Origin of the sequence: Mammaliicoccus sp. I-M35 (genome assembly GCF_022386455.1) — a bacterium.
GTDB classification, from domain to species: domain Bacteria; phylum Bacillota; class Bacilli; order Staphylococcales; family Staphylococcaceae; genus Mammaliicoccus; species Mammaliicoccus sciuri_A.
Map to the genome: position 1 here is coordinate 95,933 of NZ_JAJNIL010000001.1, position 16,237 is coordinate 112,169.

Annotated in this window: 16 protein-coding genes and 1 riboswitch; of the genes, 10 read left to right on the forward strand and 6 right to left on the reverse strand. The window is 33.8% G+C overall.

Annotation, left to right across the window (positions count from 1 at the left end; all coding sequences use genetic code 11):
* Nucleotides 1–10: 10 nt before the first annotated feature.
* The 4 genes from LQ679_RS00475 to LQ679_RS00490 form a co-directional block, all read right to left on the reverse strand.
* Nucleotides 11–1,702, reverse strand: coding sequence for a lactose/cellobiose PTS transporter subunit IIB (locus tag LQ679_RS00475; RefSeq protein WP_239761925.1), 1,692 nt, complete (start codon nucleotides 1,700–1,702; stop codon nucleotides 11–13).
* A 5-nt stretch (nucleotides 1,703–1,707) separates the two neighbouring features.
* On the reverse strand, nucleotides 1,708–2,040 hold the full coding sequence (locus LQ679_RS00480; RefSeq protein ID WP_037588016.1) for a PTS lactose/cellobiose transporter subunit IIA: 333 nt from the start codon (nucleotides 2,038–2,040) through the stop codon (nucleotides 1,708–1,710).
* The gene (locus LQ679_RS00485) at nucleotides 2,033–2,902 is read right to left on the reverse strand and encodes a CAT RNA binding domain-containing protein (RefSeq protein ID WP_126477864.1); all 870 of its coding nucleotides are present in this window, start codon (nucleotides 2,900–2,902) and stop codon (nucleotides 2,033–2,035) included. Before LQ679_RS00485 ends, LQ679_RS00480 begins: the two co-directional genes overlap by 8 nt.
* 257 nt (nucleotides 2,903–3,159) lie before the next feature.
* On the reverse strand, nucleotides 3,160–4,062 hold the full coding sequence (locus LQ679_RS00490) for a CvfB family protein (protein ID WP_126477863.1): 903 nt from the start codon (nucleotides 4,060–4,062) through the stop codon (nucleotides 3,160–3,162).
* A gap of 143 nt (nucleotides 4,063–4,205) precedes the next feature.
* Between LQ679_RS00490 and LQ679_RS00495 the strand changes: the two genes are divergently transcribed.
* The 9 genes from LQ679_RS00495 (at nucleotide 4,206) to lysA (ending at nucleotide 15,030) form a co-directional block, all read left to right on the forward strand.
* Nucleotides 4,206–5,807, forward strand: coding sequence for an ABC-F family ATP-binding cassette domain-containing protein (locus LQ679_RS00495; protein WP_037588021.1), 1,602 nt, complete (start codon nucleotides 4,206–4,208; stop codon nucleotides 5,805–5,807).
* An 807-nt stretch (nucleotides 5,808–6,614) separates the two neighbouring features.
* A riboswitch (Lysine riboswitch) is annotated at nucleotides 6,615–6,791 on the forward strand.
* Nucleotides 6,792–6,877: 86 nt separating this feature from the next.
* Complete coding sequence (locus LQ679_RS00500; RefSeq protein WP_126477862.1) at nucleotides 6,878–8,080, forward strand: aspartate kinase; 1,203 nt, start codon at nucleotides 6,878–6,880, stop codon at nucleotides 8,078–8,080.
* 20 nt (nucleotides 8,081–8,100) lie between these two features.
* Nucleotides 8,101–9,087: an aspartate-semialdehyde dehydrogenase gene (locus tag LQ679_RS00505; RefSeq protein ID WP_239761926.1), complete on the forward strand. Its 987-nt coding sequence runs from the start codon at nucleotides 8,101–8,103 to the stop codon at nucleotides 9,085–9,087.
* 15 nt (nucleotides 9,088–9,102) lie between these two features.
* Nucleotides 9,103–9,993 carry a 4-hydroxy-tetrahydrodipicolinate synthase gene (dapA, locus tag LQ679_RS00510; protein WP_239761927.1) on the forward strand — a complete coding sequence of 297 codons (891 nt, stop codon included), beginning with the start codon at nucleotides 9,103–9,105 and terminating at the stop codon, nucleotides 9,991–9,993.
* Nucleotides 9,990–10,727, forward strand: a complete 738-nt coding sequence (dapB, locus tag LQ679_RS00515; RefSeq protein WP_037588027.1) for a 4-hydroxy-tetrahydrodipicolinate reductase — start codon at nucleotides 9,990–9,992, stop codon at nucleotides 10,725–10,727. Before dapA ends, dapB begins: the two co-directional genes overlap by 4 nt.
* Nucleotide 10,728: 1 nt before the next feature.
* Complete coding sequence (gene dapD / locus LQ679_RS00520) at nucleotides 10,729–11,448, forward strand: 2,3,4,5-tetrahydropyridine-2,6-dicarboxylate N-acetyltransferase (protein ID WP_037588029.1); 720 nt, start codon at nucleotides 10,729–10,731, stop codon at nucleotides 11,446–11,448.
* Nucleotides 11,449–11,546: 98 nt separating this feature from the next.
* The gene (locus LQ679_RS00525; protein ID WP_239761928.1) at nucleotides 11,547–12,695 is read left to right on the forward strand and encodes a M20 metallopeptidase family protein; all 1,149 of its coding nucleotides are present in this window, start codon (nucleotides 11,547–11,549) and stop codon (nucleotides 12,693–12,695) included.
* A complete protein-coding gene (gene alr / locus LQ679_RS00530; protein WP_126477857.1) occupies nucleotides 12,695–13,765 on the forward strand; it encodes an alanine racemase in 1,071 nt (356 codons plus the stop codon). Before LQ679_RS00525 ends, alr begins: the two co-directional genes overlap by 1 nt.
* Nucleotides 13,765–15,030, forward strand: coding sequence for a diaminopimelate decarboxylase (gene lysA, locus LQ679_RS00535; protein WP_239761929.1), 1,266 nt, complete (start codon nucleotides 13,765–13,767; stop codon nucleotides 15,028–15,030). Before alr ends, lysA begins: the two co-directional genes overlap by 1 nt.
* A 107-nt stretch (nucleotides 15,031–15,137) precedes the next feature.
* Here lysA and cspA read toward each other — a convergent pair whose 3' ends face one another.
* Nucleotides 15,138–15,338 (reverse strand): cold shock protein CspA, encoded by a 201-nt coding sequence (gene cspA / locus LQ679_RS00540; RefSeq protein ID WP_016912585.1) that lies wholly within the window; start codon nucleotides 15,336–15,338, stop codon nucleotides 15,138–15,140.
* A gap of 168 nt (nucleotides 15,339–15,506) precedes the next feature.
* Nucleotides 15,507–15,809 (reverse strand): DUF1033 family protein, encoded by a 303-nt coding sequence (locus tag LQ679_RS00545; protein ID WP_239761930.1) that lies wholly within the window; start codon nucleotides 15,807–15,809, stop codon nucleotides 15,507–15,509.
* A gap of 147 nt (nucleotides 15,810–15,956) precedes the next feature.
* Between LQ679_RS00545 and LQ679_RS00550 the strand changes: the two genes are divergently transcribed.
* Nucleotides 15,957–16,226: an acylphosphatase gene (locus LQ679_RS00550; protein WP_037588038.1), complete on the forward strand. Its 270-nt coding sequence runs from the start codon at nucleotides 15,957–15,959 to the stop codon at nucleotides 16,224–16,226.
* The last annotated feature ends 11 nt before the right edge of the window (nucleotides 16,227–16,237 follow it).

The window sequence follows — 16,237 nt, forward strand, 5'->3', positions numbered from 1 at the left end:
CTCCTTTAGTTTATTTTTCTTCTGATAGTAGTTTGTATATCTTCTCTATTGCCGCTTCTCCATCTCTTGTAAGTGCAATATATTCTTTACCTGTTGTTGTCATAAGAAGAGCATTATGTTGGTCAGTATATTTCTTCATTTCGTTTTTCATTGAATCCATTTGAGGGGCTAATATAACAATGTTCATATCTTTAATTAAATCCATATCTTGACCATATGCTCTCGCAGTAGCATTTAAATGAATGTTTTGTTCTTTAGCAGCTTTGTTTAACGAATTAGCGAGTATACCACTTGTACCACCACCAGCACATACGACTAATACATTGACGTGATCCTTAATGTCATATTGAACTTTAGTATCAGTAGTTTCTACCTGACTATTTTCGTTTGACTCTACGTTTGATTGAGGCTGTACAATATTTTGACTTTCAATCGTACCGCGTTCTTCACTCACTTTAATGCGATCATATGCTTTAATAAATGGCATCCAAATCACAAAGTCGAGTATCATGATAACGGCAATTAATAATAATGATAATGGCGCGAAGTTAGATGCCATATAAATACCTATAGGTCCTGGTGTCGGCCACGGTAAGAAGTGCATGAAACCATTCATGCCTAAATTCTCTACGAAGAATTTCAATACCCATGAATTAAGAATTAGTGTAACAATAAACGGTATCATGAATACTGGATTTAAAATAATTGGTGCACCAAATAGTAAAGGTTCATTTACAGCAAACGTTGTAGGAATAAATGATGCTTTACCAACAGCTTTTAGTTCTTTAGACTTACACAAGAATATAAATATATATGGAACTAAGAATGTGGCACCAGTACCTCCAATCAGTGCTACAAAGTCTTGCGTACTTTGTGTTAATGCAATATGTGCATGTTGACCTTCTCTAAATAATCTTAAGTTTTCAACTTGGTTGTTATACATAATCGCAATAACAGCAGGACCTACTACAGATGGTCCATGTACACCTATAAACCAGAAGAATGCAATAAATCCGAATATAATCGCAAACCCTAAGTAACCATTTGCAGCAGTAAATAGTGGTGACAGTAGAATTGTTGCCAATTCTGCTAAGTTACCATTAGCAATATGACGAATCACGATATCGATAATCCAGAATAAACCGACAGAAGCGGCAAACGGGATCATATCTTTAAACGCTTGTGCGATATTACCTGGTACTTGAGGTGGCATTTTGATTGTGATATTTCGACCTATAAAGAATTTATAAATATTTGGTATTACAAATGCCACGATAAATGATGCGATAAGTCCTTTAGTACCAAGCATATCAATGTTTATCCCGTCTTTAACGGGGTTCATCGCTACAATTAGTAATGAAGATTCAGCAGCTACGAATGTTGAAATGACATTGATTTGGTTCGTTTTAGGTAATTTTAAGTTTTTATTGTCAGTTAATGATTTCGTAACGGTTCCTGCCATATAAAGTGCTAACATACCCATCGTGAATTGATAAACTTTCATAATGGTTGTTTCGATATTTTTAGGCCAATGGAATCCCCACACGTTCGGTACGTAAGCAACTAAAATAAATAATGATGAAAATAAAATAACTGGCATTAATGCAACGAAGCCATCTCTAATTGCTGTTAAGTATGGATTAGAAGCCACTTTTTCAAAAAATGGTTTCATCTTTTCAATAAATTTAATTATCTTATTCACATGTATCACCCATTTTGTTTTAAAGTTTGAAGTTGTTCATAAATATCAATGATGTAATTTACAGAATCACGTAGTGCCATCGTTGTCATTAAGTGATCTTGACCGTGTACCATAATAAAACTTAATTCAGATGATTCACCACTTGCTTCTTGAGCTAAACATTGGGTTTGTTCTTTATGTGCTTCCGTTATATATGTATTTGCACTTTCAATATGACTACGCGCTTCTTCGAATAGTCCATTTTTAGCTTTTTCCATAGCCGCCATAACTTCTCTTCTTGCATCCCCAGCTATCGCAACAATAGTGAAACCTACCATCATATTTTCTTCTCTACTCATCTCTTGTTGTGCCTCCTTTTTGTGATGATAATATGCGTTCTATATGCAATTGAAAATAGAACAAGTGATGTTGATTAATAACAATATTGAACTTTCTTGATATGGCATGATATAAGTCTTTTGCGTACAAATAAGAATTTGGATAGTGTGTTTTTAAATGCTGTTGGAATGATATATCAACTTGTTGAGATAAGTCTTCAGAATAATCAAGAATGTGTTCTGTTAAATACTTTAAGTGCTGGATGAATCTATCATAATAATATTCATTGGACTTATTCCGAGTGATACCTATTTGATTTAAGCAATTGATTAAATCATTCAGTTGAATATTTTTATTCTTATAAGCCGTTTGATTTTCGATACCCTCAGGCTGCTCAGCATTGATAAAGTGTAATGCTAGATTATTTGCTTCATATGCTGGGAAAGAAATATTTAAATTTCGTTTAATAATCGTCAATGCGTATAAACTAGATTCAAATGCACGAGGATGAATGCTTTTAACATCAATAGAAAATGTCTGTATCTTTTGATTGTTTTGATGAATATTAACAGCGTGATGTAAATGGTGTGTTAACGTGACATAAATATAATCTTGAAACGTAAAATCAAATTTATGTTGAACATCATTTATGATTTCACAACATGTCGTAATAATAGGTACGGGTACATCATTAATTAAAGATTGTAAATGAAATCTCACTTCTTGATTATCGAGTCTAAAGATTTTCTCGGGTGTTTGATGAGATAAGAAATCACCTTTCTTTTTTGAGAACACAATCCCTTTCCCCATAGCGATAACTTCTTCACCATTTTCAGTGATGGCAATAGCAACATTATTGTTAAGGACTTGTTTGATTATCATAGGCAGCAATACCTCCAATCATTTGAAATAAAAAATACCACAAGACTTAGAGGTGATTGATGCACCTCAAGAATTGTGGTTTTCGCCTAATTGAATAGTCACGATCCAAATATTTAATTGTTTATTAATGTTCGATATTGTTACATTTATAATTTACAACGCTTTTTAAATTATGTCAATATTGTAATTAAATGGAATATAAACGCGCTAAAAAACCAAACTTAACTTCATTTAGAAGTGTCAGTTTGGTTTTATAATTAGTCTTCTTTTTTAACTTGAGCCCAACCTTTTTTAGTGATGGTAATTTTACCAGTCTCGATTGTGATCAATTTTTGTTTATATAATCTACCGATAGCACGTTTGAAACTAGCTTTACTCATATTAAAGACTTCTTTAATCGCTTCAGGGTTTGATTTATCCCAGAATGGTAATTCTCCGTCATATTCTACAAGCAAATCAAATATTACTTGACCATCTTCATCAAGCCTTTCATGTGCCAATGGTAAGAATGAACCATTTAATTCACCGTTTTCTTTTACGCCGATGATTCTAACGTCCATTTCTTCGCCTAGTCTTGGTTCATGTTTACGTTCTGATTCGTGTACAAATATTTTATAACCTTCTTCAGATAATAGGAAAGTACCTACTCTTAATAAGCGATATGGTCTTGCTGTTACATGTTGATGTAATAAAGATTCTTCAGCTGATTTGTACATCGTATCGACGATTGTTTCTGTTGCTAGTCTCGCAAACATTTGACTATTACTATCTATTCTAAGCGTACAGAATATCATGTCACCATTTTGTGGCCATAGTTCTTTAACTTTAGGTAGATCTTCCCATGGAATGAGTACTTCTCTAGGTAATCCTACATCAACTGCAGCACCATCACGGTCTACTCTCAATACTTTTACCCAATCATAACGGTCTTTTGTAATCGTTGGCATGTTTTGTGTAGCAAATAATTCTCCAGATCGGCTTGGATATACAAAGAAACTATAATCTTCACCGATTTCTAATTGATCGTCATCTTCGACTTCTGAAGCATTCATTTTAATAGGTTCGCTATTTGGTCCAAGTAAATGATAAGTTGAACCTTCCAATCTATCCACTTTTAAAAAGTCTATGCGACCTACAAGCGTATCTTTTTCGTGTGCCATGTCATTCTCCATTCATATGTTTTTCGTTTATTCATTATAACATGCATTTTGCTTCGTGTAACGACTGTTCAAACTCTTGCCCATTTTTGTTTTATTTATGATATAATTCATCGGTAGAAGTATTAATGAAAAGGAGTCATTTAATGTTACAAGTTACGAATGTAAGTTTACGTTTCGGTGATCGTAAGCTTTTTGAAGATGTAAATATTAAGTTCACACCAGGTAACTGTTACGGACTTATCGGTGCTAATGGAGCTGGGAAATCAACGTTCTTAAAAGTATTATCAGGCGAATTAGATTCTCAATCAGGTCACGTTTCACTTGGTAAAGATGAACGTCTAGCAGTATTAAAACAGGATCACTTTGCGCACGAAGATGAAAAAGTGATTGATGTTGTATTAAAAGGTCATGAAAAATTATGGCAAGTTATGACTGAGAAAAACGAAATTTATATGAAACCAGATTTCTCAGATGAAGATGGTATGCGTGCAGCAGAACTTGAAGGTGAGTTTGCTGAAATGAACGGATGGAATGCAGAAGCGGATGCATCTGTATTACTTTCAGGTTTAGGTATTAAAGACGAATTACATGACAAAATGATGTCTGAATTAGAAAACAACCAAAAAGTAAAAGTACTTCTTGCTCAAAGTTTATTCGGTGAGCCAGATGTTCTATTACTCGATGAGCCTACAAACGGTTTAGATATTAAAGCGATTGCTTGGTTAGAAGATTTCTTAATTAATTTTGAGAATACAGTTATCGTCGTATCACATGATAGACATTTCTTAAACAATGTATGTACACATATAGCAGACTTAGACTACGGCAAAATCAAACTATTTGTCGGAAACTATGACTTCTGGTATCAATCAAGTCAACTTGCTACTCAAATGGCTCAAGATCAAAACAAGAAAAAAGAAGAACGTATTAAAGAATTACAAGACTTTATCGCAAGATTTAGTGCGAATGCTTCTAAATCTAAACAAGCAACAAGCCGTAAGAAAATGCTTGAAAAAATTGAACTCGATGATATTCAACCATCATCAAGACGTTATCCATTTGTTAATTTCACGATTGAAAGAGAAATCGGTAACGACTTATTACAAGTTCAAGGTGTTTCAAAAACAATTGACGGTCAAAAAGTATTAAATAACGTTTCATTTACAATGAACCCAAATGATAAAGCTGTATTAATCGGAGAAAGTGAGATTGCTAAAACTACCCTACTTCGTATTTTAGCTGGTGAAATTGAACCAGATGAAGGAACAGTTAAATGGGGTGTTACAACTACACAATCATACTTACCAAAAGATAACTCAGATTATTTCGAAGGTATAGAAATGAACTTAGTTGACTGGTTAAGACAGTATGCACCACCAGAAGAACAAACAGAAACATTCTTAAGAGGATTCCTTGGACGTATGTTATTTAGTGGTGAAGAAGTTAAGAAAAAAGCAAGTGTCCTTTCAGGTGGAGAAAAAGTAAGATGTATGTTAAGTAAAATGATGTTATCAAACTCTAACGTATTATTACTAGATGAACCAACAAACCACTTAGACTTAGAAAGTATCACTGCAGTCAATGATGGATTGAAGAATTTCAAAGGATCATTAATCTTTACTTCATATGACTTTGAATTTATCAATACAATCGCTAACCGCGTAATTGAAATCAAAGAAGACGGCGCAATTTCTAAAGAAATCAGTTATGAAGAGTACTTGAGAGATCAAGGTGTTTATAACTAATTAGCATATATGGAACTGAGACATGAGGACATGTCTCAGTTTTTTTGTTTTTGGGGAAAATGAGGTAATGTGGGTTTTCGAGAGTTCAATATTGCAAGTGAGCGTCGACTAGCAATATTCAGGCGTTCAATGTTGCAAGTGAGCGTCGACTAGCAATGTTCAGGTGTTCAATGTTGCAAGTGAGGGCCGACTAGCAATGTTCAGGCGTTCAATGTTGCAAGTGAGCGCCGACTAGCAATGCTCAGGTGTTCAATGTTGCTAGTGAGCGCCGACTAGCAATGTTCGAGAGTTCAATGTTGCAAGACAGAGCAAACAAGCAACATAGATATCCTCTATTTATCAAGACATGCCAAACAAGATAAATACTGCCTCTCTATTTATCAAGACTGACCAAACAAGATAAATACACCCCCTCTATTTATCAAGACTGACCAAACAAGATAAATACAGCCCTTCTATTTATCAAGACATGCCAAACAAGATAAATCCAGCCTCTCTATTTATCAAGACATGCCGAACAAGATAAATCCAGCCTCTCTATTTATCAAGACAGCCCAAACAAGATAAATACATCTCCACTTTTTTATAAATACACCACCCATTTCGTTCAAACCTCCCCATTTCGTTCAAACCTCCCCCATTCCTAAAAACTCCCTCCATCTCCTCCACACTCATCTAAAATGAATATGAATGAATATTAATATTCTAAAAGGATCATCCAAATAGTAAGAACTTTTTGAAATTATCAGTTTTCTCTCTTTACATCAATATTCTTTGTATGTATAATGAATGCATACCAATTGAATATGTTTTTGATGAGGCGCATCAATCATTAGTAACTCCCCCTATTGGACTGCAATCTTAAAGGAGTGAAAGGGTGCGATGCCGAAACATTATATTTTTGCAGAAATATGGTGTTGGACATTTAGGTTAAGAGCTAGTTGTCTGTCATTATCTTAAGAATAATGGAGTGCATCACTTGTATATATAAATTAAAACAAGTTCGAATGCCGAACTTGTTTTTTTATTTATATTACAGCGTTCGTCTCCGATTTATAGGAGGAATTATTTTGAGTCAGAGTGTTTTAAAATTTGGCGGTACGTCCGTTGGTGATTTTGACAAAATTAAAAATATCGCACATATGTTGAAATCACGTGTTGATAATGGAGAACAATTAGTAGTGGTTGTAAGTGCTATGGGTAAGACAACAGATTCTTTACTAGAAAATATTAGCTCACTTACGACGCAACCTAAAGATGAGCATTTAGCGATGCTTTTAACGACGGGTGAACAACAAACCATTTCATACTTATCAATGGTATTGAATGATATTGGTGTTCAAACGAAAGCAATGACAGGTTATCAAGCTGGTATTAAGACGATTGGTCATCATCTGAAAAGTAAAATTGCAGAAATTGATGCACTACGTTTTGAAGAAGCTTTTGAAACAAATGACATTCTTGTCGTTGCAGGATTTCAAGGTGTAAATGATCATCTGGAAATTACAACTTTAGGACGCGGCGGTTCTGATACAACTGCAGTAGCCATTGCAGCAAGTATAGATACATCTTGTGAAATATATACAGATGTTGATGGTGTATATGGAACAGACCCTAGAATTTATAAAGAAGCAAAGTTACTCAATGAAGTTTCATATGAAGAAATGATGGAAATGAGTGCTTTAGGTGCTGGCGTATTAGAATCTAGAAGTGTCGAAATTGCAAAAAATTATAACATACCATTATATCTTGGTAGAACATTATCAAACGTGAAAGGAACATGGATTATGCCACAAACAGAGATATTAGAGAAAAAAGCAGTTACAGGAGTCGCACTTGATACACATATGATTCATGTTACTTTAACTTATCCGATGCAAAATTTTGCATTATTACAGAAATTATTTGATTCATTAGAAGAACAATCAATGAATGTTGATATGATATCTCAAATTGAAAATCAACAAGGATTACAGCTTTCGTTTACGATTAAAGATTCAGACGTATATCAAATCGAACAAATCATTGAACAACTTACTGAGGAATACCCTCACTTACGTTACAAAATGAGAGATAACTACGCTAAACTTTCAGTAATCGGAACTGGCATGAGAGATATGTCAGGAATAGCTTCAAAAGCATTCCGTACTTTAATTAGTCATGACATCAACTTCTATCAAACAACAACTTCTGAAATTAGTATTTCTTATGTTGTTGATCGTGAATTAGGAGAAACTGCCGTTCGAACTTTAAGTGAAGCATTTAATATATAATGAATGATGGAGTGAACAAAATGACAAAATTAGCAGTTGTAGGCGCAACAGGTTTAGTAGGAGAAAAAGTATTAGAAGTATTAGATAGAAGAAATGTACCATTTGATGAACTTGTATTATTTTCATCACCTAGATCAGCAGGTAAACAAATCGAATTCCAAGGAAAAACTTATACTGTTGAAGCATTGACAGAAGAGAAAACAGATGGCAATTTCGATTACGTTATTATGAGTGCTGGTGGCGGTACAAGCGAGAAATTCGCCCCACTATTTGAAAAACATGGTGCAATTGTAATCGATAATTCAAGTCAATGGCGTATGCATGAAGATATTGATTTAATCGTTCCGGAAGTGAATGTACCTAAATTAAATCGAAAAATTATTGCAAACCCTAACTGTTCAACAATTCAATCAGTTGTACCTTTAAAACCTTTATTAGATCAATTCGGATTGAAACGTGTTGCTTATACAACATATCAAGCTGTATCAGGATCTGGTTTAGCTGGTCGTGAAGATTTAGCTAATGGTGAAAAAGGAGAAGAACCAAAGAACTACCCTCACCCAATTTATAATAATGTGTTACCACATATAGATGTATTTTTAGAAGATGGTTATACAAAAGAAGAACAAAAAATGATCGACGAAACTAGAAAAATCTTAGATCAACCTTCTTTAAATGTAACAGCAACTTGTGTGCGTGTACCTGTTCAAGACAGCCACAGTGTGCATATAAACGTAACTTTAGATAAAGAAGTGACTGTTGAAGATATTCGTAACTTATTTAATGAAGATGACCGTGTTGTCTTAGTAGATAACGTAGAAAATAATGAATATCCATTAGCGATACTTTCTACTGGTAAAGATGAAGTATTCGTTGGAAGAATTCGTAAAGATGATTCTTTAGACAATACATTCCACATCTGGTGTACTTCAGATAATTTATTAAAAGGTGCAAGTTTAAATGCCGTTCAAGTGCTAGAACAAGTTTTAGAATTAAATAAAAAATAACGAGGAGTGTTCAGTATGTCACATATTTTTAACGGTGTGGGCGTTGCCCTTACAACACCATTTACAAATGAGGATGTAGACTACGAAGCCTTTGAAAATCATATAGAATTTTTAATAGATAATGGTGTTAAAAGTATTATTATTAACGGAACAACAGCAGAGAACCCTACCCTTACAACAGAAGAAAGAAATACATTATTAGAATGTGGGATTAAAAAAGTAAATGGCCGTGTTCCAGTTATTGCAGGTACAGGTACAAACAATACGCAAGCTTCTATCGATGCTTCCATAAAAGCTAAAGAATTAGGTGCTGATGCGATTATGTTAATCACACCTTATTACAACAAGACGAGTCAACGTGGATTAATCGCGCATTTTACAAAAATTGCGGATGAAGTTGCATTACCTGTTGTACTTTATAATGTCCCATCAAGAACAAATATGACGATAGATATTGAAACGGTGCTTAAACTAAGTGAAAATCCATACATCGTAGCTTTAAAAGATGCGACTGGAGATTTAGAATATGCAAAAACTTTAAAACAACATTTACCAAGTGACTTTGCATTATATAGTGGTAATGATGACAATATGTTGGATTATTATCAATTAGGCGGAGCGGGATTAATTTCAGTAGTAGCAAATGCTATACCACAAGAAACACAACAATTATATGATTATGTCGTTAATGATCAATTAGAACAAGCAAACACTTTAAATCGTGATATTACCGAATTACTTGATCACTTAAGTGTAGATGTTAATCCAGTGCCGATTAAGTTATTAACGTCTGAATTAGGTTTCGGTCGTTATGAAGTAAGATTACCGCTTGTTACATTGGAAGAACAAGAAAGAAACGTTTTAAGTGAAGCATTTACTAAGTTTAAAGATGGTGTAAAACAATGAAGATATTATTAATCGGATATGGCGCAATGAATGAACGCGTCGCAAGATTAGCAGAAGAAAGAGATAACGAAATTGTTGGTGTTGTCGTGAAGGATTCCACGAAATCATATCCCTACCCTGCTTTCGAATCTATTTCTGAAGCACCAGAAGCGGATGTGGCGATTGACTTTTCAAATCCTGAATTATTATTGCCTTTATTAGAAGAAGACTTCACATTACCTTTAGTTATCGCAACGACTGGTGAAAAAGAACAAATCATAGAAAAGTTAAAAGAAAAATCTCAGAACATGCCTGTATTTTTCAGCGCAAATATGAGCTATGGCGTGCATATACTCAAAGAAATTATTCAATATGCAGTACCATTATTGGAAGACTTTGATATTGAAATGTTAGAAAAGCATCATAATAAGAAAGTCGATGCACCAAGTGGTACACTCGTTCAACTATATGATGCGATTAAAGAAAAAAGAGCACAATCTGTACCAGTTTATGACAGACATGAATCAACTACTAAACGTGAACCTGCAGAAATTGGCATTAGTTCACAACGTGGTGGTACAATTGTTGGAGAACATCAAGTATTATTTGCTGGCCATGACGAAACGATTGAAATCACACATCGTGCGCAGTCTAAAGATATCTTCGCTAATGGCGCAATTAATGTAGCAGATGTTCTAGTTAATAAAGAAAACGGATATTACACATACAATAATTTAAATGAGGAGAGAATTTAACATGGTTAAAGATTTTACGGCAGAAGAAATTATACAATATATTAGTGAGGCAGAGAAAGTAACGCCTTTAAAGGTTTATGTAAACGGCACATTTGAAAATGTTGAATTCCCAGAGTCATTTAAAGTATTTGGTTCTGAAACATCTAAAACAATTTTCTGTGATGCTAAAGATTGGAAGAGCTTTTATGAAGCAAATCAATCAGCTATTACAGATTTAGAAATTGAACATGATCGTCGCAATTCAGCAATTCCATTAAAAGACTTAACAAATACAAATGCAAGAATCGAACCAGGTGCTTTCATTAGAGAACATGCAGTTATTGAAGACGGTGCTGTTGTAATGATGGGTGCAACAATCAATATCGGTGCTGTTGTTGGTGAAGGTACAATGGTAGATATGAACGCTACTTTAGGTGGACGTGCAACAACTGGTAAAAATGTACACGTTGGTGCTGGATCAGTATTAGCGGGTGTGATCGAACCACCAAGTGCATCACCTGTTGTGATTGAAGATGACGTATTAATCGGTGCAAATGCTGTAATTCTTGAAGGCGTTAGAGTCGGTAAAGGTGCAATCGTTGCAGCTGGCGCTATCGTAACTAAAGATGTTCCAGCTGGTGCAGTAGTAGCTGGTACACCTGCTAAAGTTATTAAACAATCAGCAGATGTTCAAGACGGTAAAAAAGAAATTGTATCTGCTTTACGTAATTTAAATCAATAATATCATTTTAGTCGGGGCGGGACTGCGATATCATTTTCCTTAAATGAAATTTCTATCCCGCTCCCTCTTTCTATACATAATACAAAGGACTGAGTTAAATGTCTGAATTAGAATTTGTGAAAAATACAAGAAGATACTTACATCAACACCCAGAGTTAAGTATGCAAGAATATGAGACAACTGCGTATATTGAAGACTTCTTAAAACAATTAAATATTCCATACGAACGCCCTATTCAAACGGGTGTCATTGGTTATTTGGAAGGCAATTCGAATCATACTATTGCGTATCGAGCGGATATCGATGCCTTACCTATTCAAGAAGTAAACGATGTACCTTATAAAAGTACGGTTGATCAAGTAATGCATGCATGTGGACATGATGGTCATACGACAGCGTTAATGCTTTTTACACAACGTTGTAAAGCTTTATATGATAAAGGTGAATTACCGCATAATGTCGTATTTATATTCCAACCTTCAGAAGAAACTGAAGCTGGTGCGAATCAATTAATCCAATCAAACGTGTTTGATAAATATAACATCGAGAAAATTTATGGCGTTCATATTATGCCATTTGAAGATGTCGGTACAGTAGCTTTTAAAAATGATGAAATTACAGCTAGTGCAACAGAGTATCGATTTTACTTAAAAGGAAGCTCAAGTCATGTTGCCAGTAAAGAAGATGGTAAAGCAGCATCAGAAGCGATGATGCATGTGCTATCTCAAGTTACACAAATTCAACAATTTCATTTAAATGGTTTAAATCGCAATATTGTTCATGTTGGACAATTTAATGTTGGAGAAGCCATTAATACCGTGCCAGAGAATGGTTACTTAGAAGGTACAATTCGTACATATGATACGAATGATCTTGAAATTGTTAAAAATCAAATGCAAAAAATCGCAGAAAGTGTTGAATTGTTATTTGGTGTTACATGTACAGTTGATTTTGCAGAAGGATATCCACCTACTACAAATGATGCACAATTATATGATGGCGTTAAAGAAGCTTTAATGAGCCTCGACTTAACATTACATGAACTTGAAAAGCCTTATTTATTTGGCGAAGACTTTAGTTTCTATCGTCAATTAGCACCAAGCTATTTTGTCTTTTTTGGAACACGCAATGTTGAAAAAGATTATATTTATGGTCTACATACAAATAGACTCAATTTCGATGAAGAAGTATTGATCAGTGTCGCTGATTACTATACAGCACTATTAAATCAAGGAGCGGACAAATAATGGTAGCACGTATTACGATTGATGAACAAAATTTTATAAAAAATGCTAAAAACGTTATTAAAGATAACAAAGTTATGGCTGTCGTGAAAAACGATGCTTATCATTTTGGATTAGAATTCGCAGTTAAATCCTTTATTCAGGCAGGTATTCAAACATTCAGTACAACATCACTTCATGAAGCGGTAAGAATTCGTGAAATAGATAAACAAGTAAATATCTTTTTGATGAATCCTTCTATCGAATTTGAAACATTAAAGGCACATAACATTGCGATGACGTTACCTTCATTGACGTTCTATCATAAACATTTAGAAGATTTAGCAGGCGTTAAATTACATTTAGAACTTGAAAATCTACTACACCGTTCTGGTTTGAAAGATCAAGATGAAATGTTGCAAGTACTTAAACATAATGAAAACTTACCTATTGCAGAGCAAGCGATTATCGAAGGTATTTGGACACATTTTGGATATGCAGATGAATTTGGTGGCGATGAATATGAAACAGAAAGACAAGCTTGGATTGATTGCTTATCATTTATATTAGACCATGGTTATGCCTTCAAATTTATTCACGCACAAAATAGTGCAAGTTATGTAAGAGAAGACGGATTGTTTAATCAACATACACATGCGCGTCTTGGTATTATACTTTATGGGTCAAGACCTTATAGTACCCTCCCTACTACACTTACTGAACAAAACTTTACAGTCACAGCTAATGTGATACAAGTTCGCCCTATTAAAAAAGGAGAAACTTGTGGTTATAGTTTCCAATATACAGCTGATAAAGATTGTAACATTGCTGTAGTTGATATTGGCTATGGAGACGGTATACTTAAGACAAGAGCGAAACATGATGCACTTATTAATCAACAACGCTATCCAATTAGAGGGTTGATGATGAGTCACATGTTCGTTGAAGTAGATGATACAATCCAAAGTGGTGATCAAGTCGTGATGTATAGTAACGATATAAGGATTGATGAATTTACATTTAAAGGTGTTGGTGCAAATTCTGAGCAAATCAGTGCATTAAACCATCATTCATTAATAAAGGAGATTAGATAATGACAGTTAAATATAATGACCAAGGTGTTCTTACAATGGGCAATGTATCATTACAAACGATAGCTGCAAGTTTTGGTACCCCTACTATCGTTTATGATGAGGAACAAATTAGAACACAATGTAGAAGATTCCATGAAGCATTTAAAGAAAGTGGCTTATCATATAATATCTCTTATGCTTCTAAAGCATTTAGTAGTATTCAATTGTTTAAATTGATGGCAGAAGAAGATATGGGGCTAGATGTTGTATCTGAAGGTGAATTATATACAGCTTTAGCAAGTGGATTTGACCCAAGTAAAATTCATTTTCATGGTAACAATAAGACGAATGAAGAAATTGAATATGCGATTGAAAGTGGCGTTGAATATTTCGTCATTGATTCATTAGATGAAATCACACGTATTAATAGATTAGCTTCTAAGCCTATTAAAGCTGTATTAAGAGTGAATCCTGGTGTTGAAGCACATACGCATAAATTTATACAAACTGGTCAAGAAGATAGTAAATTTGGTTTGTCTATTAAACATGGTACTGCACTTGAAGGTGTTCGTGCTTTGCAAGCATCAGATAAAATTGATTTTAAAGGAATTCACTTCCATATTGGATCACAAATTTTTGAAGCTGATGGTACAATCAACACAATCCAAATTGTATTTGAATGGTTAAAAGAACATGATATTGAGATTGATATATTAAATTTAGGTGGCGGTTTTAGTATTAAATATACTGAAGCGGATAAGAGTTACCCTATTGAAGATGGTATTAAATTGATTACAGATGCGATCAAAGAAAATAGTCAAAAATATGATATGGCTATTCCAGAGATTTCTATTGAGCCAGGACGTTCAATTGTTGGTGAAGCGGGTGTTACGTTGTATCAAGTAGGAACAATTAAAGAGATTCCTAATGTTAATACGTATGTATCAATTGATGGTGGTATGAGTGATCATATTAGAACGGCACTTTATGATGCACAATATGAAGCATTGTTAGTGAATAGAAATGATGAAGACACACATGACGTTACAATTGCTGGTAAGTTATGTGAATCAGGTGATTTAATCGGTAGAGATATGAAACTACCTAAATCTACAAAAATCGGTGATTATATAGCTGTATTATCTACAGGCGCTTATCACTACTCTATGAGTTCAAATTATAATCAAATGCTTAAACCTTCAGTTCTATTTGTTAAAGATGGAAAAGCGAGAGAAGTTATTAAGCGACAAACATTAAAACAATTAATTATGAACGACGTAAAATAATAAGCTGAAATCATGAAAATTTATTATTAAATAATAACAATATGATAACGCAAAAAGAAACCCTAACGATGTTAGGGTTTCTTTTTAGTCGTTCAAATTCATATATATTATAGTTTTACAACGTTTGCAGCTTGTGGGCCACGGTCGCCTTCAACTACTTCGAATTCTACTGCTTGACCTTCTTCTAAAGATTTGTAACCTTCTTGGTTAATTGCTGAGAAATGTACGAATACGTCATTTTCTCCTTCAATTTCGATGAAGCCAAATCCTTTTTCTGCGTTAAACCATTTAACTGTACCTTGTTTCATAATTGTGAAACCTCCAAGACTAAAATTCAATATGCGATATTCGCATATTACAAAAAACACAATTAATTAATAATGTTATTTGCAATATGGAATAACGATATTGCTATTTCTTATTATACGTCACAGAATATTCAAATGCAATACCATTTAAGATATTTTCAGAATTTATTATTTTGGTAATGGCGTATAAATTGAATTGTCATTTAATATAAGAATACTATAAAATATTTGCATATCTTCTTCGCAGTCTTCGCAATACGAAAGATCACAATTATTATAGAATGCATGTATATTATGTTTACCTACGAGTTCATTCGTAAACTTCGTTTGATATTGATTAAGTAGATTATGATATTGTCTAACCATTTCTTCATAGTCCTGACATTCAATTTCTTTAATGATATAGTCTTTCCAATCGTCAAACAGCCACCATCCCTCATAATCTGTTCGGATTGTTACGATTTTATACATCTTAAAATCTCCCCTATTTAGAAAATTGCCCTAGAGTTAATTTAAATCTTATTGAATATTAAATCAAGAAAATAGCTTGTGGATTTGTTTCTAATTATTAGTTTTTTTACACTGAACCCTTTATAATAAAGATATGAGGTGATAAATATGAACGGAAAACATATTAAAGTTTTTGGACGTGTACAAGGTGTTGGGTTTCGATTTTTCACTGCTCAACTCGCTAAGAAACATAAAATAGTTGGTACCGTTGAAAATGTCAGCGATTATGTAGAAATATACGCAAGTGGTGAAGAAGATCAATTAGAACAATTTATTAATGGTGTTATCCAGGGAGTAGCACCAGCTTCAGTTGTAGAAAATTATACAATCGAAGATACCACTTTAGATGAAAAAACTAAGCATTTCAAAACGTTATAAATTAGGAAGAT

What these genes read in the sequence shown, in the direction of transcription:
- LQ679_RS00480 (WP_037588016.1), bottom strand. Translation starts at nt 2,040, where the DNA reads ATGAGTAGAGAAGAAAATATGATGGTAGGTTTCACTATTGTTGCGATA.
- LQ679_RS00485 (WP_126477864.1), bottom strand. Translation starts at nt 2,902, where the DNA reads ATGATAATCAAACAAGTCCTTAACAATAATGTTGCTATTGCCATCACT.
- LQ679_RS00490 (WP_126477863.1), bottom strand. Translation starts at nt 4,062, where the DNA reads ATGGCACACGAAAAAGATACGCTTGTAGGTCGCATAGACTTTTTAAAA.
- LQ679_RS00495 (WP_037588021.1), top strand. Translation starts at nt 4,206, where the DNA reads ATGTTACAAGTTACGAATGTAAGTTTACGTTTCGGTGATCGTAAGCTT.
- LQ679_RS00505 (WP_239761926.1), top strand. Translation starts at nt 8,101, where the DNA reads ATGACAAAATTAGCAGTTGTAGGCGCAACAGGTTTAGTAGGAGAAAAA.
- dapA (WP_239761927.1), top strand. Translation starts at nt 9,103, where the DNA reads ATGTCACATATTTTTAACGGTGTGGGCGTTGCCCTTACAACACCATTT.
- dapB (WP_037588027.1), top strand. Translation starts at nt 9,990, where the DNA reads ATGAAGATATTATTAATCGGATATGGCGCAATGAATGAACGCGTCGCA.
- dapD (WP_037588029.1), top strand. Translation starts at nt 10,729, where the DNA reads ATGGTTAAAGATTTTACGGCAGAAGAAATTATACAATATATTAGTGAG.
- LQ679_RS00525 (WP_239761928.1), top strand. Translation starts at nt 11,547, where the DNA reads ATGTCTGAATTAGAATTTGTGAAAAATACAAGAAGATACTTACATCAA.
- alr (WP_126477857.1), top strand. Translation starts at nt 12,695, where the DNA reads ATGGTAGCACGTATTACGATTGATGAACAAAATTTTATAAAAAATGCT.
- lysA (WP_239761929.1), top strand. Translation starts at nt 13,765, where the DNA reads ATGACAGTTAAATATAATGACCAAGGTGTTCTTACAATGGGCAATGTA.
- cspA (WP_016912585.1), bottom strand. Translation starts at nt 15,338, where the DNA reads ATGAAACAAGGTACAGTTAAATGGTTTAACGCAGAAAAAGGATTTGGC.
- LQ679_RS00545 (WP_239761930.1), bottom strand. Translation starts at nt 15,809, where the DNA reads ATGTATAAAATCGTAACAATCCGAACAGATTATGAGGGATGGTGGCTG.
- LQ679_RS00550 (WP_037588038.1), top strand. Translation starts at nt 15,957, where the DNA reads ATGAACGGAAAACATATTAAAGTTTTTGGACGTGTACAAGGTGTTGGG.